Here is a 20,155-nt window from a genome sequence, read left to right on the forward strand (position 1 = left end):
GTTACGTTATGTGGGTAAGCGGCTACTGCTCGCGGTGCCGATGCTGCTGATCGTCTCGATGGTGATGTTTGTTCTGGCCTCCATCTTGCCTGGAGACTCGGCCGCGACAATTCTGGGTGAGGAAGCGACCCCGGAAAGCCTGGCTGCGCTGCGTGAACAGATGGGGTTGAACCTTCCGCTCTATCAGCAGTACTGGAACTGGGCGACGGACGCCATCCGGGGCGACTTTGGAACCTCGATCTTCGGCGGCCAGGACGTGGTGACGGTGATCGTTTACCGTTTGCCGGTCACGGTCTCCCTGATGGTCCTCTCCACCCTGGTCATCGGCGTTGTTGGCGCCGTGCTTGGCCTGCTCTCCGCGGTCAAGGGCGGATGGATTGGCCGATTCCTGGATGCTTTCTCCCTCTTCGGTTTGGCTATCCCGAGCTTCGCCTTCGCTGTGGTTCTGGTGTCCCTCTTCGCCGTGACGGTGCGGGCGTTTCCCGCAACAGGCTACATGTCATTGGAAGACGGATTTGGAAACTGGATCTGGTCCCTCACCCTCCCGGTGATCGCCATGAGCCTGTCAGGCACCACCCTGGTCGCCAAACAGATGCGCGACTCCGCGCTGGAGGTCCTCAGCCGGGACTCCATTCGGGTGCTGCGCGCCAACGGCATCAGCGAACGCTCAATTCTCTTCCGCCACGTGTTGAAGAATGCGGCAATCCCAGCCACCACCGTGCTTGGCGTGTGTGTGGTCGGCGCACTGACCGGTGCCGTGTTTATCGAAAACGTCTTTGTGATGCCGGGGCTTGGTTCCCTGGCAACCCAATCAACCATGACGCATGACATGCCAGTTCTGCTGGGCCTCGGGGTCTACTTCACCCTCATTGTTGTCGGTGTGAACTTGCTGGTCGATGTTGTGTACGGATTCATTAACCCCAAGGTGCGTGTCTCGTGAGCTTCAACAAAAACAGCCGGGGCGGCGCTACCGTGCGAGCCTTCCTGCGCAAGCCGCTCGGTGTTGCCTCGGCGGCATTCCTCCTGGTGCTGATCCTCTTGTGCCTGATTGGACCGGCACTGAGCCCCTACGACCCGCTGGTTCAAGACCTGGCCTCGGTGCGGCAGAACCCATCGGCTGCACACTGGTTGGGCACCGACTCGCTGGGCCGGGATATCCTGACCCGCCTGTTGTACGGTGGAACCCTGACACTCTTCGGAGTCCTGCAGGCTGTCATTACGGCATTGGTCATCGGTGTACCGCTGGGTGTGCTGGTCGGCTATTTTGCCGGCGGAAAACTCGACACCTTGGTCATGCGCCTGATCGACATCAAGATGGCGATTCCCGGCATCATCGTGACGCTCGGTGTGCTGGCCATCTTCAGCAACTCAATGACGGCTGCCATGATCACCCATGGTGTGCTCTCCGCCGGAACCGTGGTGCGAGTTGTCCGCGGGACCGTGCTCTCGGTTCGCGAAGAACTGTACGTGGATGCCGCCAGGGTGATCGGCCTGAACAACCTCGCCATCGTTTTCCGTCACGTGCTTCCGCGCACCACCGGTGTTGTGATTGTCCAGGCTTCCATGCTCTGTGCAATCGCCTTGGGTGTGCAGACCGGTCTGGCATTCCTCGGATTCGGCCCGCCACCACCGGAGCCCACCTGGGGCGGAATGGTTTCCGAAGCATCCACCGTGATGCGCCAGTTCCCCTGGATGCTGGCCCCCACCGCCGGTCTGATCACCATCGCCACGCTGGCCTTCGGGCTGTTGGGTGATGCGATCCGCGACGTGAACTCCGAACGTTTGGGACGCCCGGCCGGAACCAAAAACAAAAAGGCGCTCGCGCCCCTGGCCCAGAAGGTCAACGCGCCGGACACCACCAAGCTGCTCTCGGTACGCGGCCTCACCATTGCCTTTGAAGCAGACGGAGTTCAGACCATCGTGGTTCAGAACACCAGCTTCGATATTGCCGAAGGTGAAGTCGTTGGCCTGGTCGGCGAATCGGGATCCGGAAAATCCGTGACGGCACTGGGAATCCTGGGTCTGCTGGGAAACAACGGCCGTATCATCTCCGGCACCGTGCACTACCGGGGTACCGAGATCACCAACTACACCCCGGCTCAGTACCGCACCCTGCGCGGCAATGAGATGGGATTGATTTCCCAAGAACCAATGGTTGCTCTGGACCCTGCCTTCCGGGTGGGATTCCAGATCGCCGAGGTGGTTCGCACCCACCGCAAGTGCTCCCGCAAGGAAGCGGACAAGGTGGTGCTGGAACTGCTGCGCGCGGTGAAACTTCCCGATCCGCAACACGTCGCCAAGCTGTACCCGCACCAGATTTCCGGTGGCATGGCCCAGCGAATTGTGATTGCGATGTCCTTGGCCGGCGAACCGAAACTGTTGATTGCCGACGAACCGACCACCGCACTGGACGTCACGGTCCAGGCAGAAATCCTGGACCTGCTGCGCGGACTGCAGGCCGACCGCGGGATGGCGCTGTTGTTCGTGACTCATGACTGGGCCGTGGTGGCAGATATCTGCCAGCGGGCTGTGGTGATGTACGCCGGAGAAGTGGTGGAAAAGGCCACCGTGAGCCAGATGTTCGCCCGACCCATGCACCCCTACACCCATGCGCTGATGGAATCCAACCCGCACAACGCGATCAAGGGCCAGCCACTGCCAACCATCGGGGGAGTTGTCCCGCCGCCGTCGCGCTGGCCGCAAGGATGCCACTTCAGCACCCGCTGCCCGTTGGCCACCGAAGCCTGCAAGAGCGCGCCAGTGGTGGAATCCGAGCTTGAAGACTCACGCACCAGCCGTTGCATCCAGGTAGACCAACTCTTGAGGAACAAGTCATGAACACCCCACAACCTCTGTTAGAGGTCAGTGACCTATCCATTGACTATGTCAACGGCCGGCGTAAGGTGCGTGTAGTCAAAGACGTCAACTTCACGATCCAACGCGGACAGACCCTGGGACTGGTCGGTGAGTCGGGCTCCGGAAAGTCGACCATCGGCAGGGCGCTGCTGGGACTGGTCCCCGCAGCCGAAGGCTCCATGATGTTCGACGGGACGCAGCTGGCCGGACTTGGCCGCAAGAACCGCCAACAGCTAAGCCGCCGGATCCAGGTGATCTTCCAGGATCCCTACTCATCCTTGGACATCACCAAAACCATTGGCTATACCTTGGCTGAACCACTGCGCCAGCACACCAAAATCTCCAAGGCCGAGTTGGAAGAACGCGTCAAGGCCATGCTCGAACGTGTTGGTTTGCCACCGGAAGCCGCCGAACGATACCCGGCGCAGTTCTCCGGCGGACAACGCCAGCGTATCGCCATCGCCCGAGCACTGATCGGTGAACCTGACTTTGTGGTCTGCGATGAACCGGTATCCGCCTTGGACCTCTCAATCCAAGCCGAAGTCATGAACCTGCTGGCGAAACTGCAACGCAGCATGGGGCTGAGCCTGCTGTTCATCTCCCATGACCTGTCGGTGGTCCGGCACATCTCCGACGAACTGGTGGTCTTGCGCCGCGGGGTAATCGTTGAACACGGGCCAGCCGAAACCGTTTATGCCAACCCGCAACACGAATACACCCGCGCGCTGCTTGATGCTTCCCCGGTCCCGAACCCCGAGGAACAAGCCCTGCGACGCGCACGCCGCCAAGCACTAGCCAGCGCCAAATAACAGTACTTTCCACTTCAGCACGATTCACCTGAGCACAAGGAGCTAACCTATGCCTACCATTCACGTCGACGGCCAGGATCTTTACTACGAAGAATTCGGCCATGGTGAGGAAGTCATCATCTCATCGGCCAATGGCTTCCACCCCACCTATCCGGCAAGCCTCGCCCAGGCTCCAACAAACTACCGAGTCATCACCCTGCAAACCCGCGGCTTCGGACGTTCCAGCCGCCTGGAAACCGCGCCGCCGCAGGGCTACCTGAACCGCTGGGCCGAGGACGTTATTGCGCTCGCCGACCACCTGAACATCCCGCAGTTCACCTACACCGGCATCTCCCACGGCGGAGGAATCGGCTGGGTCATTGCCCACCGTTTTGGGCACCGACTGAAGGCGCTGCTCTCCGTGGTGGGCACCCCGCACCTGCGCTACGGGGTGACCGACTCCTCGGAAGGGCGCCGCAAGATTGTGGACAACCCCGGCAACGTCGAGGTCATCCGCGAGGCCATGCTGGAGATTGCCGGCCCCACCCCGCCGGGGCGTGAAACCCTGCGTGAACAGGTCCTTGAACAGGCGCTGGCCACAAAACTTGAACGTGATCCGCTGGAGCAGAAAATCAATCAGGGCATGCCGTTCCCGGAAGCAACCGATAATGATTCGCTGCGTGAGGTCCTTGGGACCATCACCGTTCCGGTACTGATCCTGGGTGGAATGCGTGACGGGGTCATCCCGTCGGGTTCCTCGGTCTTGGCAGGTACCGCGGTTCCAGGGGCCAAAACCGTCCTGTTCGAGGATGAGGGGCACTGGATCGCCAAAGAAAGCCCAGAACGCCTCATCCGTGAAATCAAGCTGTTCATGGATGAGCTTGCCGGCACCGCGCTTCCGCTGCGCAACGAGGCCATGTCCCTGGCCCAGGGAGAGGCCGGAACCGTATGACCCGCCGACGCACAGTGCTAGCAGTGGGGGACCTGGTCCTCGACGAAAACGAGGTAGCGAAGTACTTCGAACCAACCCGGGACTTGTTCGCGGCTGCTGACATCAGCATTTGCCAGATCGAAGTGCCGCACACCTCCTCGACGGAAGTGACCTCCACCGATGTGCCGGCTCCGCCGGCCCCCGAACACAACGTTGAACAGATCGGTTTGGCCGGGTTCAACATTGCAACCCTGGCCGGAAACCACATCTACGACTGCGGTCTTCAGGGAATCACGGACACTCGCCGCTTGGCCCAGGACGCGGGGCTGGCGGTGACCGGTGCCGGGATCAATCTCGAACAGGCGAAGGAACCGGCGATCGTCGATATGGACGGGGTGAGTTTGGGGGTAGCGAACTACAACTGCGTGGGACCCAAAGACTCCTGGGCCACCAGCAAAAAAGCAGGCTGCGCGCATGTCAACGTCCTGACCCACTACGAGCTGGACTCGGCCAATCCCGGCGGTCCACCGAGCATCTACACCTTCGCCGAGCCCAAGGCCCTCAAATCCTTTATCCAAGACGTCAAGGACCTGGCCGCTCGGGTGGATTTTCCGATTGTCGCCCTCCACAAGGGCATCGGCCACATGCCTGCCGAGGTCGCCGATTATGAGATCCAGTTGGCCCATGCGGCCATTGATGCCGGAGCCAAGGCAGTCATCTCGCACCACGCACACATCATGCGCGGGATCGAGGTGTACCGCGGGGCGCCGATCTATCACGGGCTGGGGAACTTCGTCACCGTCACCAATGCACTGAACACCACCGGACAGGACTCACCCGAACGTATTGCCTGGGCCAAGCGCCGACGCAAGCTTTTCGGTTTCGACCCCGACCCCACGATGCCCAACTACGCATTCCATCCGCAAAGCCGGAATACCGGTATCGCGCGGTTGGAAATCACGGAGCAGGGTGAACTGGGTGCCGGTTTTATCCCTTGCTGGATAGGCCAAGACGCAGTGCCGCGACCGCTTCGCAATGAAGCCGACGCACGTCCGGTCGTTGAGTATCTGCAGCACATCACCGCGGAAGCGGGATTCGACACCACAACACACTGGGTCGAGGACTATCTAGCCATCGACTTAACAGTTTCAGAGGAACAACCATCATGAACACCACAAACGCTACTGTGAGCGGCCCATTATCAGGAGTCGTGATCCTGGATCTGACCACCGCATTGTCCGGACCCTACGCCACGATGCTGTTAGCTTCATTGGGTGCACGGGTTATCAAGATTGAAAATCCGGGTACGGGCGGGGACAGCTCACGGAACAACGCACCCTATGTCACCTCCCACGGTTTGGCCGTTCAGCGCGAAGACGAGCAGGATATGTCCCTGTCCATGATGCTCCGGGGCCGCAACAAGGAATCAGTGTTGCTGGATCTGAAGGATCCCCAGGACCATTCTCGATTCCTCGGCCTCGTTGAACACGCCGATATTGTGGTGGAGAACTTCAGCGCCGGGGTCACCTCGCGGTTGGGGGTGGACTACGAGCAACTGAAATCGGTGAAACCCGACCTGATCTACACCTCGATCACCGGATTCGGCAGTACCGGCAACAACGACGGCTTGCGGGCCATGGACGCCATTGTCCAAGCGCTATCCGGGGTGATGTTCACCGCCGGAGAAGAAGGAGAAGCCCCGGTACGGTTTGGCCTTCCCCTGGGGGATCTTGCCGCCCCGCTCTTCGCCGTCATCGGGACGTTGACCGCGGTCTTGCACCGTCAGCAGACCGGGGAAGGGCAACTGGTTGATGTGTCGATGCTCGGTGCGTTGACCTCCTTGGTGGCTATCGAGCCATTCGAAGCCTTGGAACGGTTCGGCATTCCGCAGCGGACCGGAGCCTTTGTTCCGCGGCTGGCTCCCTTCGGCACATTCCAGACCCTTGATGGTTTCTGTTCGCTCAGTGCGCCAACAGACCCCATGGCTGCCTCCGTATTCCGCGGGATGAACCGGCCTGAACTGGCTCAGGATGAGCGTTTCATCAACCGGGATGCACGGGTGGCGCACGCAAACGAACTGCACGGACTCATCCAAGACTGGGCAAGCGTCCGCACGACCGAGCAGGCTGTTGCCGAACTCAGTGCGGCCGGCGCCCCGGTTGCGCCGGTACGCTCTCCCGACCAAGCAATTCGCGACCCGCGGGTCCTTGCCCGCGGTGAGGTGGTGCAGTTGTCTGCGGGGCCGAACCTGGAAGAACCGGTCTTCGGCTCTGGGGTGCCAATTGTGATGTCAAGTATTGATCTGTCCCTTGGGCGGCAGGCTCCACGACTGGGCGAGCACACCGAGTCCGTGCTCAACGAGTTCCTGAACCGTGATGCGGTGCCATCCGGGGCCCAGCGGACCGCATCATGACCTGGCGCCGGGAGCCGTGGCGGACCCTGAGCCAGGAACGGATTGACCGGGCGGTGAACTATGCTGCGCAACTGCCGGTGATCGGTCTGGTCGGCGCGGATATCCCCAGGGCCTTGGTTGACGAAATTGAGGCGGTGCCCTTCACGATTCTTCCCGACGGGCAGGAACCGTCGCAGCGTTCAATTGAACTGTTGGGTGCATCGGCTTCGCCGGAGATCGCGCGGATTCTTGACCAGATTCTGGATGGTGACTTGGACTTCCTGACCGGTGTGATCGTCTCACGAGAATCCCAGGACACCCTGCGTCTGTACTACGTGTTGCGCATGCTGGAAAAGGACAATGCGCTGGCCTGGCCGGTGCACTATCTGGAACTGCTGCACCTGGACCGGCCCAGCACCTACATGTATAACCAACGTCGGCTGGGCGTTGCACGTCAAACGGTGGCACGGTGGTATCAGCAACGTTGCTCAATCGCTCCGTCATACCATCCCGACGCCTGGTCCCAGGTGGCACGGATCCACCACGCACTTGAGCTGACCCGGGAAACCAGCCAGTGCCGTGGTTCTGAGTTTGTGGAGGAGCTGGCGCAGGCCTCCTCATGCTCACTCGATGATGCACTACAGCGGGCGATGAGCTGGAAACCGGTAACTGACCAGGGCCTGCCGGTGCTGCTCACCGGCAGCCGGACCTGGACCTCGGCGGTCCACGAGCGTATCGAATCCACCGGCCGTCGCGTCGTGGGTGAAGACCACGCGGGCGGGGCGTTGGCGACCTCGCTGCGTCCAGAACCACGAGGAAACACCCCGGAGCGGGACCTTGAATTAGCGATTGCGGTGACCCGGTGGGGTGCCGCCTCGGCGACCTCAAGTTCTGCGGACCGCGCCGAGTACCTGGACCAGCTGCTTGGCACCCATCCGGTCAGCGAGGTCATCGCCGTCCTGCAAACCTGGGACCAGGCCGCCGCATGGGACATCCCGGCACAACAGAGCGTGTGCCAACAGCGTGACGTCGAGCTGCGAATCGTGCATGGATCGGAACAAATTGAGTTGAATGTCGGACAACAGTTGAAGGAGGAGATCCGTTGACTTCAAGGCTGCAGTCGGCAAAACAGGCCACCACGTACCAAAAACAATGGTTTTTGGATACGGCGGAAGCCGCGCGACGTGGAGAACCTATCGCCCTGGTGACCGCGGATACCCCGCATGAAATCTTGCGCACCATGGGTATCCCTTACATTGTGAGCCAGTGGTGGGCTTCGATTGTCTCGGCTAAACGACTGGCGGGGGCATCCTTGGATGCGTTGGCCGAGTTGGGTTATCCCACGAATATCCAGCAATATGATGCCTTGCCGTTCGGGTCGTACCTGCTCGGAGAGCGGGAAGAACTGTGGGGCGGGCTGCCGCAACCGCGGGTTGTACTGGCTGAAAACACGGGAGACGCAACCGCCAAGGCGTTCGGCCTGTGGGAAGACATCGAGGGGACCGAGGTATTTCGGTTCGCGCGGACTGCCGCAGATCCCGCCCCGGACCAATGGTGGGAGCTGGTTCCAGAGCAGTGGGAAACGGTATTCGGCAGCGACCGCCTGGATCTTCTGGTGGACGAACAACGTCAGCTGATCGAGTACTTGGAAAACCTGACCGGGCGTCGTTGGGATGAAGACAAGTTCCGGCAGATCATGCAGCTGGGCAACGACCAAGCGCGCACCAACAGGGCCACCCGCGACCTTTTAGCCCAAGCGAGACCAACCCCGGTGTCTCTGGCTGATTCGGTCTCTGCGGTGATGGTTCCGCAGTGGCATCGCGGCTCCCAATGGGGACTTGACGCGGCCCGGAATCTGAACCGCGAAGTCACCGAGCTGCTAGCGGCCGCCGAAGCGAAGCAGACGCAGCCCGAGCGGCTGAGGCTGATGTGGGTCGGACGTGGGCTGTGGGGAGACCTGGATTTGTACGAACACTTCCGGCAGGAATTTGGCGCGGCGTTTGTCTGGTCAATGTATCTGGCCATCGCCGCCGACGGTTACGAACGCAACGGGCAGGACCCTCACCGGGCCTTGGCCGCAAGATTTGTGGGGCTCACCGATCAACTGTATGCACCGCCGTTATCCAACCAGTGGTATCTGAAAGAGGCACTGAGCCATGGTGTGGATGGTGTAGTGCACCTCGTCGCGGATGACGTTTCCGGCGCCGGATACATCACTAGGTCCCTCGAAGAAGCCGGGATACCGGTGTTGGAATTGCGCGGAAGCAACACTGATGCGAAGGCCTTGAATGCCACTGTTGTCCGTGAACGGATCTCGGAATTCATCAGGACTCGGTTGGAAACACAGATCGTTGCCTCTTCGGTGCGCTGAGCGCGCTCATGAACCTTTAGGAATTCACTTGAACCGATGCATTCGGCCTGCCGATTCCTACGGCAGGGCCGATTCTGGAAGGACTTGAACAATGACTACCACTACGGTTACACCACAGTGCACAAAGATCGATTTCAACAGCAGCGACGAGGTGTACTCACCGGCTGCTTTACCCGACACCGCTCAAGCACAGGCGCTGGAGAGGGCAGGCTACGTCCAGGAAGAATATTTCCTCAGCGGGTTCGGGGCCATTTATCGCTCCGGGCAGGACCTTCCCGAACTTGAGCACGAGGGGATTCCCTACACCACCCGAATCCTCGTAGTCCGTCCACGCGATGCGGGCGCGTTCAACGGGGTGGTGCATCTGACCGGAATGCACCCGTTTCTCGGCGGGGTGCAGTGGAACTGGGCGGAACACCTGGTGCTGAGCACCGGTGCGGCTTTCGTCGCTGTTGCCACCGGCACGGATGCGAAAAGCCGTAGCCAGTCAACGGCTGAAAACCCGATTGCTGGCCCGTGGGTGACCAAGTGGTTTGATTCCCAGCGTTACGCACCATTGCACTGGCCAACAGATGACGGGATCCGCTGGTCGGTGCTGGCCGATACCGCGAAGCTGCTTCGATCGCCGGAGCGAAGCTTCCTAGCCGACCTTGGAATTGAGCGAATTTTCTGTTCAGGCTGGTCATTCCTGGGCAGCTTCCAGCGAACCTATATCAATGAGGGATTCCACGACCTGTTCAGGGCAGCAGATGGTGGACCGTTGATTGACGGTTATGCCATTGGAATCTCCAGCCCGTGGCAACAACCGGGGTACCTGCCTATCAATTCACACACACCGGTGCCGCCGCTGGGTGACGCTCGGCGCACACTGCGGCCAATCGATGTGCCGGTGATCGAATTTTTGAGTCAGAATGAAGGCCAGGCGAACTACGGGGCCCAGATCCCGGATATCGATCAGGGGTTGGGGAGGCATCGGCTTTATGAGGTCGCCGGCGCATCGCACCGGGATACCGGTGTCCCTGCGCCGCGAACCTACCGGCAGCAACTGAAGGATCGCAACCATTCGGAAGCTGTGGGTGAATATGAGCCGAACCTGCAGATCAGTGACGTTCCTGTTCGTTTGCTTTTCGCCGCCGCCATGCAGAATTTGGATTCCTGGGTTCGCGAGTCGGTGCCGCCACCGCCAGGTGCACAGCTGCGTGTGAACCGTGCCCAGCAGATTGAGTACGACGAGTTCGGGAACCCGCGTGGCGGGGTGCGTTCGGTCCAGCTGGATGTGCCGCTGGCTCGATACGGGGCCGCCACCGGCCGCACCGAAGCACGTTACACACCGCAGTACCTGCAGATGCTGCGGACACCATTGGAGCCTTCAGAAATTGAGAAACTCTACCCGGGTGGACTCACTGACTATCTTGAACAGGCCCGCCAACGGGTCCAGCAAATGGTTGAGCAACGCTGGTTGCGCGCCGCGGATGAAGAGCTGTACCTGCAGGAACTAACCAACGAAGCGCTCAAGGTGTTCACGGTCGAACATGCACACAGCCACTGAGAACTCGCGGGTCGGTCTGTACCTCGATCAACACCCGAAACGGATGTGAAGTCACCTAGGGAACCCGTGCTTCGCACCCGGATGAGACTCCGGAAAATGTTTCGGTGAACACCATCCCGCACACCTAAATGAAACCAACAACGCAGCTGTTCCTCCCAGTGATCTGGGAATGAACAGCTGCGTTGTTGTCTGTGCGGGGAACACCGGTGAAGCGGATAGTGCTTATCCGAGATGGCGCGGAGCGCCAATAATTTACGGGTGATGCACGGCGGAAATATGGTGAGTGATCTACTGCTCTGCGGATGTTGGGGCTGCCAGCACAGGGGAGCAAGCCGAGAACAGATACCCCCATGAGCTACCGGGGCGTCTAGCCCAGATGGAGCAGCAGCGCCGCGAAACCAAGCATGGCGGGAATTCCCAGCACCGTGGTGAGCAGGACCGTGTCCTTGGCAATGGTGATTCCCGATTCGTACCGGTCTGCATTCACGAAGATATTCTGCGCGGTGGGCAACGCGGCCATGATGACGGCGATGTATTGTCCGGTGGAATCCAGGCGGAAGACCCACGCGGCCAAGGCCCAGGCCAGCAGCGGATGCAAAACCAGCTTGCTGAAGGTTGCCACCCACACCTCGGTGCGCCGTTTGGAACTGCGCTGCAGCGGGCGGGAACCGACCAGGGACAAACCGAAACCAAGCAGCATGGCCGGGATCGAGGCGCCGGCCAAGAGCTCTATCGGGGTCATGATGATCTGCGGAGGCTGCCACTGATAGATGGAGCAGAGCAGACCCAGGACGGAAGCGATGATCATCGGGTTGCTGATGGTTCGCCACAGGACTCCGGTGAACTTCGTTCCACCCTTGGCCGTGGCCTTTTCCATGAGCGCCAGCGAGAGCGGGGTCATTACCGACATCTGGAAGAGTGCAATCGGCGCGGCCAGGGAAATGTCTCCCAGCGCGTAGATGGCGATGGGAAGCCCCAGGTTGCCGGCGTTGACCGTGGAGGCGGCCATGGAGCCAATGGTTCGTTCCCCGGGACTGCGTTTGAAGGCCAGCCTGGAGAAAATCCAGAAGGCCAGAAAAACTGCCATGGCTGAAATCCCGGCAATAAACAGCTGGGGTCCCAGTGCTTCTTGCGGTTTAGCGGCGGAAATGGTGGTGAACAACAGCGTGGGGGAGGCGATAAAAAAGGTGAGCCGGTTCAGAATGTAACGCCCATTGTCTCCGAAGAGATTCTTTTTACCTGCCCAGTAACCAACACCAATGATGACCCAGATACCGAAGAATCCTTCGATGACGCCGTACATTATTCTCCCATTGCTTTGAAATCTAGGCTGCAGCCAACAGCTATGCACCGAGCCATTGACAACATGGGTATGACATGCTCAATTGACTAGGTCAGCAAGAACGTGGCCAGCAAAACCACCGGCAGGGTAAGCAGGGTGCTGGTCAGGATTACTTCTCGTGGAACCACCGGGTTGAGCCGGAACTGCTGGGAAAAAAGCAGCACATTTTGTGCGGTGGGCAAAGCAGCCATGATCACTACACCCAGTAGATCCGTGCCTTGTAATCCAAACACCAGTTTAGCAAGCAGGTACGCCGCAACGGGCATAAACAACACCTTTAACCCGGCGCCAAGTAAAACTTCGCCACGCAGCGCTTTATCCGCCAGGGGCTTCTGGCCGTACAAGGACATGCCGAAGGCCATGAGCAGCAACGGGATGGAGGAGTCGCCGAGCATTTGCACGGGGGAGTGCAGCACCTCGGGCAGCTGAATGTTGAACCAGGAGAACAACGCGCCAATGAAGGTGGCGATGGTGACCGGGTTGGCAATGGATTTGAGAATGGTGCGGCCCAGCGGCGCCGAGGCTTCGGCACCGTTTTTGCGCGACACCAGGGCGAACAGGCACATGTACAGCGGGGCGATGATCAGCAGCTGGGCAACCAGCACCGAAACCACCGGGGTGGTGCTTCCCACCGCATACAGGGCCAGCGGCACACCGATGTTTCCTGCATTGACGTAGCTGGTGGCCATGGCACCGGCCGGAATACGTTGCAGCGGGGTTTTGAACAACGCCTTGGTGAGCAGCGCGTACACCCCGCCGGTCACCACCGCGGTGATCAAGGCAATCGGGGTGAACACCCCTACGACCGCGTGCAGGTCGGTGCCGGAGAGCAGGATGAACATCAGCGCCGGGTTGGTGATGTAGTAGATCAGCGGGGTTAGGCCCTTGGCAATGGCTTCCCGCTGCCGTGGCATGAACCGCGCCGTGCCAAAGCCGATGCCAATCAGGATGATCACTACCGCGAATCCCTGTAAGACTCCCTGCATCAGGCCTCCAAGCCGCAAAAGCCCGGCTCGGTGTCGCAGGGTGCTGCAACACACCGAGGGGGACGGCAGATGCAGGCTCTTCGCGCAGGCATCCACCGCCCCCTGGGCAATGTGTTTTTAGTACTTATTTTTTTGAGTTATCGCACAAGGGCAGGGCTCTTGGAATCAAAAGTCCAACCCGGGATCAGGTACTGCATGGAGACCGCGTCATCACGCGAACCCAAACCGTGTTCCTTGTACAACTCGTGTGCTTCGTTCACTCGGTCCATGTTCAGCGTGACACCCAGGCCCGCCGCCTCTGGAACCTTCACTTCGCCGTCCACGATCTTCGGAGCGTTCTCGGTCAGATCCTGGCCGTCCTGCCAGATCCAGTGGGTGTCCAGCGCGGTGATCTCGCCCGGAGCGGCCGCTCCAGCCTGGGTGAACATGGCCAACGAAATATCGAAGTGGTTGTTCGAGTGCGAACCCCAGGTCAGGCCGAACTCGTTGCACAGCTGCGCCACGCGTACCGAGCCGGACATGGTCCAGAAGTGCGGGTCAGCCAGCGGAATGTCCACGGCGTTGGTGCGCACCGCGTGAGCCATTTCGCGCCAGTCGGTCGCGATCATGTTGGTGGCGGTCTGCAGGCCGGTGGCCCGGCGGAACTCGCTCATGACCTCGCGGCCGGAGAAACGGCCTTCGGGGCCGCAAGGATCCTCCGCGTAGGCCACGATGCCCTTCATCCGCTTGCCCAAGCGGATTGCGTCCTCCAGCAGCCAGCCGCCGTTGGGGTCAAGGGTGATGCGGGCTTCGGGGAAACGCTGCTTCAAGGCGGTGACCGCATCAACTTCCAGGTCGCCTGCCTGCACGCCGCCCTTGAGCTTGAAGTCCTTGAACCCGTAGCGGGCCTGTGCGGCTTCGGCCAGGCGGACCACGCCCTCGGGGGTCATGGCCTCTTCGCGGCGTACCTTCTCCCAGTCATCTGCGCCCTGCGGTTCGCGCAGGTACGGCAGATCGGTCAGGTCCGGGTTGCCAATGTAGAAGAGGTAACCGAGCATCGGCACCGCGTCGCGCTGCTGGCCATCGCCCAGCAGTTCGGCCACCGGCACGCCCAGGAATTGCCCGTGCAGGTCTAGGAGCGCGGATTCCAGGGCGGTGACGGCGTGCACTGTTGTGCGCAGATCAAAGGTCTGCGCGCCTCGACCGCCCGCGTCGCGGTCAGCGAAACGGGAGGACACCTTGCGTAGCAGCGAACGGTAGGTTGCTACCGGAGCGCCGGCAATCAGCGCTCCTGCTTCTTCAATGGTTGAACGGATCGCTTCGCCGCCTGGCACCTCGCCCAGGCCCGTGCGGCCCTCGGAGTCGGTGACAATGGCGATGTTGCGGGTGAAGAACGGTCCATGGGCGCCGGAAAGGTTCAGCAGCATGGAGTCGTGGCCGGCCACCGGGATGACCTTGACCGAAACAATGGTTGGGTTGCTCATTCGCTTACTCTCCTGCGATGCTCAGGGTGCCGTCGATCAGGCGGTTCAATTTCCACTCGTTGGCCTGCGCGATTGGCTTAGGCAGCAGAGCTTCAGGGAAATTCTGGTAGGCAACCGGGCGCAGGAAACGCTCGATGGCCAGCGAACCGACCGAGGTGGTCTGCGGGGCGGAGGTTGCCGGGAACGGGCCGCCGTGAACCATTGCGTGGCCCACCTCGACACCGGTTGGCCAGCCGTTGAGCAGGATGCGTCCAACCTTCAGTTCAAGGGTCGGGATGATCCCCGCGGCCTGGGCGTAGTCTGCTTCGGTCAGCTGCAGTGTTGCGGTCAGCTGGCCTTCGAGCTTGGCCAGCGCCGAACCAAGTTCTGCCACCGACTCGTAGCGGATGACCAGCGAGGCGGCGCCGAAGATCTCTTCTTGCAGGACCGGGTTCTCGTTCAGCTGCTTCACCCCGGAGGCGAAGACCCGTGGGGCCGGCGCGTTCTCGGTGGAGCCAGCGCTGCCCTGGCCGACCAGTTCAACACCTTCCTGGGCGCCAAGTGCTTCGACACCGGCCACCCACGAGGAGTAGATGCCGGCGGTCAGCATGGTCTGTCCGCTGTGCGATGGTGCGTTGCCGGAGATGGCCGCCACAAAAGCGTCGCCTGCCGTGCCGACCGGGACAAATACCAGTCCCGGTGCGGTGCACAGCTGGCCGGAGGAACCGGTCAGCGAACCCAGGTAGGCCTTGGCCTGCGCCTCGGGGTCTGCCAGTGCGCCTTCAAAGAAGATCACCGGGTTGATCGAGGACATTTCGGCGTACACCGGGATTGGCTCTGGACGCTTGGCGGCGGTTTCCATCAGGGCGACGCCGCCGGAACGTGAACCGGTGAAACCGACAGCCTTGATGGCCGGGTCGGAGACCAGTGCCTGGCCGATGGAGGCTCCCGGACCATAGACCAGGGAGAAAACCCCTGGGTGCAGGTCGAATTCCTCGATGGCCTTGGTGATGGCGGAGCCGACAATCTCACTGGTGCCCGGGTGGGCGTTGTGGGCCTTGAAGACTACCGGGCAGCCGGCGGCCAGTGCCGAGGCGGTATCGCCGCCGGCGGTGGAGAAAGCCAGCGGGAAGTTCGAGGCGCCGAAGACCGCAACCGGGCCCATCGGAACCTTGCGCTGGCGGATGTCCACACGTGGCAACGGGGTGCGCTCCGGCAGGGCCGGGTCGATGCGGGCCCCGTGGAAGTCGCCGGTGCGAACCACGTTTGCGAACAAACGCAGCTGGCCGGCGGTGCGGCCGGTCTCGCCGTTCAGGCGAGCTTCTGGCAGGCCGGTTTCGGCCATGGCGCGGGCCACCAGTTCTTCGCGCACTGCTTCGATGTTCGCCGCGATGGCGTCCAGGAAGTCTGCGTGTTTGGCTGGTTCCAGCTGGCGGAAGGAGGCGAAGGCCTCGGCGGCGGCCGCGGTGGCAGTTTTCAGCTGCGCTTCGTCAATCAGGCTGTAGGCCGGTTCAAGCGGCTGGTTGGTTGCCGGGTTGAAGCCGTGGACTTCGCGTCCGTTGCCCGCAGTGCGTACGCCTGCGAGGATGGACTGGCCGGTCAGGTTTTGGGTGGTGCTGGTCAATGGTGCTCCCGGGTCCGAAGGAAAGATGGTTTCGTAGCGAGCAGATTTACAGGTTGGCGCCTGCAGGAACAATCCCTGCGGTCTTGATCAGTGCCGACAGGTCCGCCAGGTCCTGCTCGGACATGTCCTGCAGCGGGGTGCGTACCGAACCGCAGTCGCGGCCGATGGCCTTCATGCCGCCCTTGACGATGGAGACGCCGTAACCCTTGACGCGGTCGCGGATATCCAGGTAAGGAAGGACAAAACGGTTCAGCTTCTCGTTCACTGCAACGCGGTCCAGGTTGCGTACGTCCTTGTAGAAGTCTAGGGCGAACTCTGGAACGAAGTTGTACATGGCCGAGGAGTAGGTGCTCATGCCCAGCTGCAGCAGCGGCAGGGCGAAGGTCTCTGCGGTTGGCAGGCCGCCGAGGTAGAACAGGCGGTCGCCGTTCTTGGCGTACATCTTGGTGTTGTGCTCGATGTCGCCAATGGCGTCCTTGAAGCCGATGAAGTTCTCGTGGTTCTCGGCCAGGCGGGCCACGGTGTCCGGGGAGTAGATGGCGTTGGCGCGGTTGTACACGATGATGCCCACCTTGGTGGACGCGGCGATGGCCGAAACGTGCTGGTACAGGCCTTCCTGATCATTTTCGGTCAGGTACGGAGGCAGCAGCAGCAGGCCTTCGGCGCCAACCTCTTCAGCGTTTTTCGCCTGCTCGATTGCCTGCAGGGTGGAGCCGCCGGCGGATGCCAGCACTGGAACGCGGTCGCCTGCCTCTTCAACTGCCATGCGGACGACGTTTTTTGATTCCTCGGTGGTCAGCGAGAAGCCTTCACCCGTGCCGCCGGCTGCGAACAGGCCGGCCACATCGAAGCTCGACTGCCAGTCCAGGTGCTTGCGGTAAGCGGCTTCGTCAACCTGGAGATTTGCATCAAATGCGGTGACCGGGAAGGACAGGAGGCCGTCTTTGAGCTTGGCGGCAAGTTCAAATGGGGTGTACTTAGTCATCAGAAATCCTTTGGTTGGCCCGCGGCTCAGAGGGATCCACTGTGCGCAATTGGCGGAGGGGATAGTTGCTTATGCCTCAAGGTTAGGACCAACCAGCTATGCCTGTCTAAGCCCTAAGTTGTATTGATTGATACCTTGAGGGCATCAAAGCATGTAGCCGCCGAAGCCAGAGCGAGAGCGTGAATCTTCACACCGCGGATTAGTGCAATGGATCCGCGTTGATCACCTGCAACATGCGGGCCAGGGCGGGGTTGCGGGATTCCCGATTCCAGATTGCGTGCAGCTCCACCGGGTGCTCCACGGGACTGACCAACCGCAGGTAGGTCACTCCCTGGACACCCAGCACCTTGGCGCTTTCCGGGACAAACGCCACCCCGCGCGCGGCGGCCACCAAGGAGATCATGGTCAGGATCTGGCTCACGGTATGCCGCACGTTTTTGTGCTCGATCTCAATCTGGCGGACCACCAGGTCGTAGAAGTAGCGGGCCTTGGTGGGCGAATGCATGATCAGTGGTTCATCCACCAGGTCGCTGGCGATCAGATCACGCTGCAGGGCGGCCAGCCGGTGCCCGGAAGGCACCGCGACAAACAAGCCCTCGGAGAGCAGCAAGCTTGAATCAAAAAGTTTTTCATCAAAGGGAGGGCGGGCCAAACCCAGGTCGAGATCCCCGTCCAGCAGCGCGGTGACCTGTTCGCTGGTGACAAGTTCGGTGAGCTCCAGATGAACATTTGGCATCTTGAGCGCAATTTCCTCCAGCAGGGAACCGAGCATTGAGAAGCCGGTAGCGGCGGTGAAGCCAATACGCAGGGCACCGATTTGCCCGCTGGCAATGCGGCGCGCGCTCTCCGGGGCGCGCTCCGCGGCGATCACCAATCGGCGGGCTTCGGAGAGGAAAGCTTCACCGGCCGCGGTGAGGGTGACGTGCCGATTGTCGCGTTCAAGCAGCTCCACGCCGACGATTCGTTCAAGTTTTTGGATTTGGCGGCTCAGTGGAGGCTGGGTCATCTGCAAGCGCTCGGCGGCGCGACCGAAATGCAGCTCTTCGGCGACCGCGACGAAGCTCCGGGCCTGATCAAGGGTAAACAACTTTTACCTTCCAAGCATCATGCCATGCAAATAGGGTCTTGGACATGTATCCTATCTCGTTTCTACTCTTGTCTAGTACTCGTGTCAGTGAGGCGTTTCACAGCACCTTATGACCTCGGCTACACCGCACTCGAAATACCCAGGGGAGAATCTCATGAAGACTCGCACTTTCCGTCGCACGCTGCTGGCTGTCCCAGCCGTAGCCGTGGCACTTTCACTCACCGCTTGCGGTGGCAATATTGGCGGAGGCTCCGGTGATGGAGATTTTCCCAATGGTCCGGTGACCTTCACCGTTGGCGCGGCTCCCGGCGGCTCCACCGATCTGATCGCCCGCGCGCTGGCCGAAGGAATGGCCGACGACCTCGGTGTTGCTGTTCCAGTGGTGAACAAGCCGGGCGCCAATGGCGGTTTGGCGACCAAGGAAGTTGCTGAAATGCCGGCAGATGGCCAGAACCTGGTGATGCTGAACGCTTCGCTGTTCACCATTACCCCGCTGGCAGTCTCGGAAGACGAAGCCATGAGCATTGATGACGTTGATGTTCTTGCCGGCCTCTCCCAGGATGACTACGTCATGATCGCCAGCAAGAAGTCTGGCATCAATTCATTTGAAGATGTTGTGAAGAGCGACAAGAAGCTCTCGTTCGGCACCACCGGTGTTGGCACCGGCTCGCAGCTGGCCCAGGAAGTTATCCTAGCTCAGGCCGACGTCGAGGGCACCACGGTGCCATTCGACTCCGGAGCGCCTGCACTGACCGCAGTCATGGGCGACCAGGTCCAGATCTCCACGGTACAGCTCGGCGAGGGCAAACCCCAGATCGACGCCGGCACCGTGACCCCGCTGGTGGTCTTCTCCACCGAGCGCAACGAATTCTTGCCAGATGTTCCTACCGCAACCGAGCTTGGCTACGACGTGCCGGTCTCGCAGTTCCGCGCAGTAGGTGTGCCAAAGGGCTTGAGCGAAGAAACCAAAACCAAGCTGACCGACGCCATCTCCGCGGCCACCCAGACCGACACCTACAAGGATTTCAACAAAAACAACCTGCTGACCACTCACGAGATTTCCGGCGAGGAAGTTGTTGCCGAATGGACCGAGCTGGCTGCGAAGTACAAAAAACTGACTGAAGAAGAGGGAATCTCCCTCGTTTCAGGCCAGTAGCCTCCCTGCTATCGCAATAGTATGCGCGAGAACAAAACTAAGGTAGGTGAGCTCCATGCAGAAACATAAAGAGACACAAGATACTCCCGAGCCAGAGCCGGGCGCAGAGGCAGCAGATATTACCGATGTCGATGCGATGACTCCCGAGCAGCTGGCCGAGATCTGGGAAGCCGAAGCTCCGGAAAAGGCCGGCCCCGTGGCAAACATGGCCTCCAGCCTGGTGGTTTTGGCCCTGTCGATCGGCGGCGTCATCATGTCGATCAACCTGGACCTGGGCACCCCGCAGACCCCCAAGGCGGGGATGTGGCCATTCATCGTCAGCGTCATCATCGGCGTCATGGCCATTGTGCAGCTGACGGTTGGCCGCAAGGGCGGGGAAGACGGCGAGAAATTCAGCAAATTCAGCTGGTTCCCGCTGATCGGTTTCGGCACCCTGATCCTCTTGACGCTCCTGATGCCCCTTGTCGGGTTCGAGGTTCCTGCGTTCTTGTTGTGTTTTGTGTGGATGCGGTGGCTGGGCGGCGAACGCTGGCGTTCGGCCACCATCTACTCCCTGCTTGTCGTAGTTCTCTTCTACCTCATCTTCATTGTCGCCCTGGGCACTAGCATTCCGCACCTGATCTAGCGACGGAAGAATAAGGAAAAA

Annotated in this window: 17 protein-coding genes; 11 read left to right on the forward strand and 6 right to left on the reverse strand. The window is 60.8% G+C overall.

Features of this window, described 5'->3' with window-relative positions; all coding sequences use genetic code 11:
- Positions 1-10 precede the first annotated feature (10 nt).
- The 9 genes from ACIOWL_RS07880 (at position 11) to ACIOWL_RS07920 (ending at position 10,887) form a co-directional block, all read left to right on the forward strand.
- Positions 11-940, forward strand: a complete 930-nt coding sequence (locus ACIOWL_RS07880) for an ABC transporter permease (protein ID WP_400383351.1) — start codon at positions 11-13, stop codon at positions 938-940.
- Positions 937-2,838 (forward strand): dipeptide/oligopeptide/nickel ABC transporter permease/ATP-binding protein, encoded by a 1,902-nt coding sequence (locus tag ACIOWL_RS07885; protein WP_400383353.1) that lies wholly within the window; start codon positions 937-939, stop codon positions 2,836-2,838. The genes ACIOWL_RS07880 and ACIOWL_RS07885 overlap by 4 nt, the downstream gene beginning before the upstream one ends.
- Positions 2,835-3,665, forward strand: coding sequence for an ATP-binding cassette domain-containing protein (locus tag ACIOWL_RS07890; protein WP_400383355.1), 831 nt, complete (start codon positions 2,835-2,837; stop codon positions 3,663-3,665). The genes ACIOWL_RS07885 and ACIOWL_RS07890 overlap by 4 nt, the downstream gene beginning before the upstream one ends.
- Positions 3,666-3,714: 49 nt before the next feature.
- Complete coding sequence (locus ACIOWL_RS07895) at positions 3,715-4,596, forward strand: alpha/beta fold hydrolase (RefSeq protein ID WP_400383357.1); 882 nt, start codon at positions 3,715-3,717, stop codon at positions 4,594-4,596.
- A complete protein-coding gene (locus ACIOWL_RS07900) occupies positions 4,593-5,744 on the forward strand; it encodes a CapA family protein (RefSeq protein ID WP_400383358.1) in 1,152 nt (383 codons plus the stop codon). Before ACIOWL_RS07895 ends, ACIOWL_RS07900 begins: the two co-directional genes overlap by 4 nt.
- Positions 5,741-6,988, forward strand: coding sequence for a CaiB/BaiF CoA transferase family protein (locus ACIOWL_RS07905; protein ID WP_400383360.1), 1,248 nt, complete (start codon positions 5,741-5,743; stop codon positions 6,986-6,988). Before ACIOWL_RS07900 ends, ACIOWL_RS07905 begins: the two co-directional genes overlap by 4 nt.
- Positions 6,985-8,073, forward strand: a complete 1,089-nt coding sequence (locus tag ACIOWL_RS07910; RefSeq protein ID WP_400383361.1) for a hypothetical protein — start codon at positions 6,985-6,987, stop codon at positions 8,071-8,073. The genes ACIOWL_RS07905 and ACIOWL_RS07910 overlap by 4 nt, the downstream gene beginning before the upstream one ends.
- Positions 8,070-9,338, forward strand: coding sequence for a 2-hydroxyacyl-CoA dehydratase (locus ACIOWL_RS07915; RefSeq protein ID WP_400383362.1), 1,269 nt, complete (start codon positions 8,070-8,072; stop codon positions 9,336-9,338). The genes ACIOWL_RS07910 and ACIOWL_RS07915 overlap by 4 nt, the downstream gene beginning before the upstream one ends.
- A 91-nt stretch (positions 9,339-9,429) precedes the next feature.
- Positions 9,430-10,887: an alpha/beta hydrolase domain-containing protein gene (locus ACIOWL_RS07920; protein ID WP_400383364.1), complete on the forward strand. Its 1,458-nt coding sequence runs from the start codon at positions 9,430-9,432 to the stop codon at positions 10,885-10,887.
- A gap of 367 nt (positions 10,888-11,254) precedes the next feature.
- Here ACIOWL_RS07920 and ACIOWL_RS07925 read toward each other — a convergent pair whose 3' ends face one another.
- The 6 genes from ACIOWL_RS07925 to ACIOWL_RS07950 all read right to left on the reverse strand — a co-directional run bounded on the left by ACIOWL_RS07925 (position 11,255) and on the right by ACIOWL_RS07950 (position 18,353).
- The gene (locus ACIOWL_RS07925; protein ID WP_400383366.1) at positions 11,255-12,190 is read right to left on the reverse strand and encodes an AEC family transporter; all 936 of its coding nucleotides are present in this window, start codon (positions 12,188-12,190) and stop codon (positions 11,255-11,257) included.
- An 86-nt stretch (positions 12,191-12,276) separates the two neighbouring features.
- Entirely contained in the window at positions 12,277-13,215 is a 939-nt protein-coding gene (locus ACIOWL_RS07930) for an AEC family transporter (RefSeq protein ID WP_400383367.1), read from the reverse strand.
- A gap of 137 nt (positions 13,216-13,352) precedes the next feature.
- A complete protein-coding gene (locus ACIOWL_RS07935; protein ID WP_400383369.1) occupies positions 13,353-14,678 on the reverse strand; it encodes an enolase C-terminal domain-like protein in 1,326 nt (441 codons plus the stop codon).
- A gap of 4 nt (positions 14,679-14,682) precedes the next feature.
- On the reverse strand, positions 14,683-16,281 hold the full coding sequence (locus tag ACIOWL_RS07940; RefSeq protein WP_400383370.1) for an aldehyde dehydrogenase (NADP(+)): 1,599 nt from the start codon (positions 16,279-16,281) through the stop codon (positions 14,683-14,685).
- Between the two features lie 46 nt (positions 16,282-16,327).
- On the reverse strand, positions 16,328-17,266 hold the full coding sequence (gene kdgD / locus ACIOWL_RS07945) for a 5-dehydro-4-deoxyglucarate dehydratase (protein ID WP_400383372.1): 939 nt from the start codon (positions 17,264-17,266) through the stop codon (positions 16,328-16,330).
- 199 nt (positions 17,267-17,465) lie between these two features.
- Entirely contained in the window at positions 17,466-18,353 is an 888-nt protein-coding gene (locus ACIOWL_RS07950) for a LysR family transcriptional regulator (RefSeq protein WP_400383373.1), read from the reverse strand.
- 154 nt (positions 18,354-18,507) lie between these two features.
- Between ACIOWL_RS07950 and ACIOWL_RS07955 the strand changes: the two genes are divergently transcribed.
- The gene (locus ACIOWL_RS07955; RefSeq protein WP_400383375.1) at positions 18,508-19,509 is read left to right on the forward strand and encodes a Bug family tripartite tricarboxylate transporter substrate binding protein; all 1,002 of its coding nucleotides are present in this window, start codon (positions 18,508-18,510) and stop codon (positions 19,507-19,509) included.
- Positions 19,510-19,564: 55 nt separating this feature from the next.
- Complete coding sequence (locus ACIOWL_RS07960) at positions 19,565-20,134, forward strand: tripartite tricarboxylate transporter TctB family protein (RefSeq protein ID WP_400383377.1); 570 nt, start codon at positions 19,565-19,567, stop codon at positions 20,132-20,134.
- Positions 20,135-20,155: the final 21 nt, after the last annotated feature.

This window comes from Glutamicibacter sp. NPDC087344, assembly GCF_044744225.1.
GTDB lineage: Bacteria > Actinomycetota > Actinomycetes > Actinomycetales > Micrococcaceae > Glutamicibacter.

Excerpts from the sequence above, each read along its gene's own strand:
- ACIOWL_RS07890 (WP_400383355.1), top strand. The coding sequence starts at position 2,835 with ATGAACACCCCACAACCTCTGTTAGAGGTCAGTGACCTATCCATTGAC.
- ACIOWL_RS07895 (WP_400383357.1), top strand. The coding sequence starts at position 3,715 with ATGCCTACCATTCACGTCGACGGCCAGGATCTTTACTACGAAGAATTC.
- ACIOWL_RS07900 (WP_400383358.1), top strand. The coding sequence starts at position 4,593 with ATGACCCGCCGACGCACAGTGCTAGCAGTGGGGGACCTGGTCCTCGAC.
- ACIOWL_RS07905 (WP_400383360.1), top strand. The coding sequence starts at position 5,741 with ATGAACACCACAAACGCTACTGTGAGCGGCCCATTATCAGGAGTCGTG.
- ACIOWL_RS07910 (WP_400383361.1), top strand. The coding sequence starts at position 6,985 with ATGACCTGGCGCCGGGAGCCGTGGCGGACCCTGAGCCAGGAACGGATT.
- ACIOWL_RS07920 (WP_400383364.1), top strand. The coding sequence starts at position 9,430 with ATGACTACCACTACGGTTACACCACAGTGCACAAAGATCGATTTCAAC.
- ACIOWL_RS07925 (WP_400383366.1), bottom strand. The coding sequence starts at position 12,190 with ATGTACGGCGTCATCGAAGGATTCTTCGGTATCTGGGTCATCATTGGT.
- ACIOWL_RS07930 (WP_400383367.1), bottom strand. The coding sequence starts at position 13,215 with ATGCAGGGAGTCTTACAGGGATTCGCGGTAGTGATCATCCTGATTGGC.
- ACIOWL_RS07935 (WP_400383369.1), bottom strand. The coding sequence starts at position 14,678 with ATGAGCAACCCAACCATTGTTTCGGTCAAGGTCATCCCGGTGGCCGGC.
- kdgD (WP_400383372.1), bottom strand. The coding sequence starts at position 17,266 with ATGACTAAGTACACCCCATTTGAACTTGCCGCCAAGCTCAAAGACGGC.
- ACIOWL_RS07955 (WP_400383375.1), top strand. The coding sequence starts at position 18,508 with ATGAAGACTCGCACTTTCCGTCGCACGCTGCTGGCTGTCCCAGCCGTA.
- ACIOWL_RS07960 (WP_400383377.1), top strand. The coding sequence starts at position 19,565 with ATGCAGAAACATAAAGAGACACAAGATACTCCCGAGCCAGAGCCGGGC.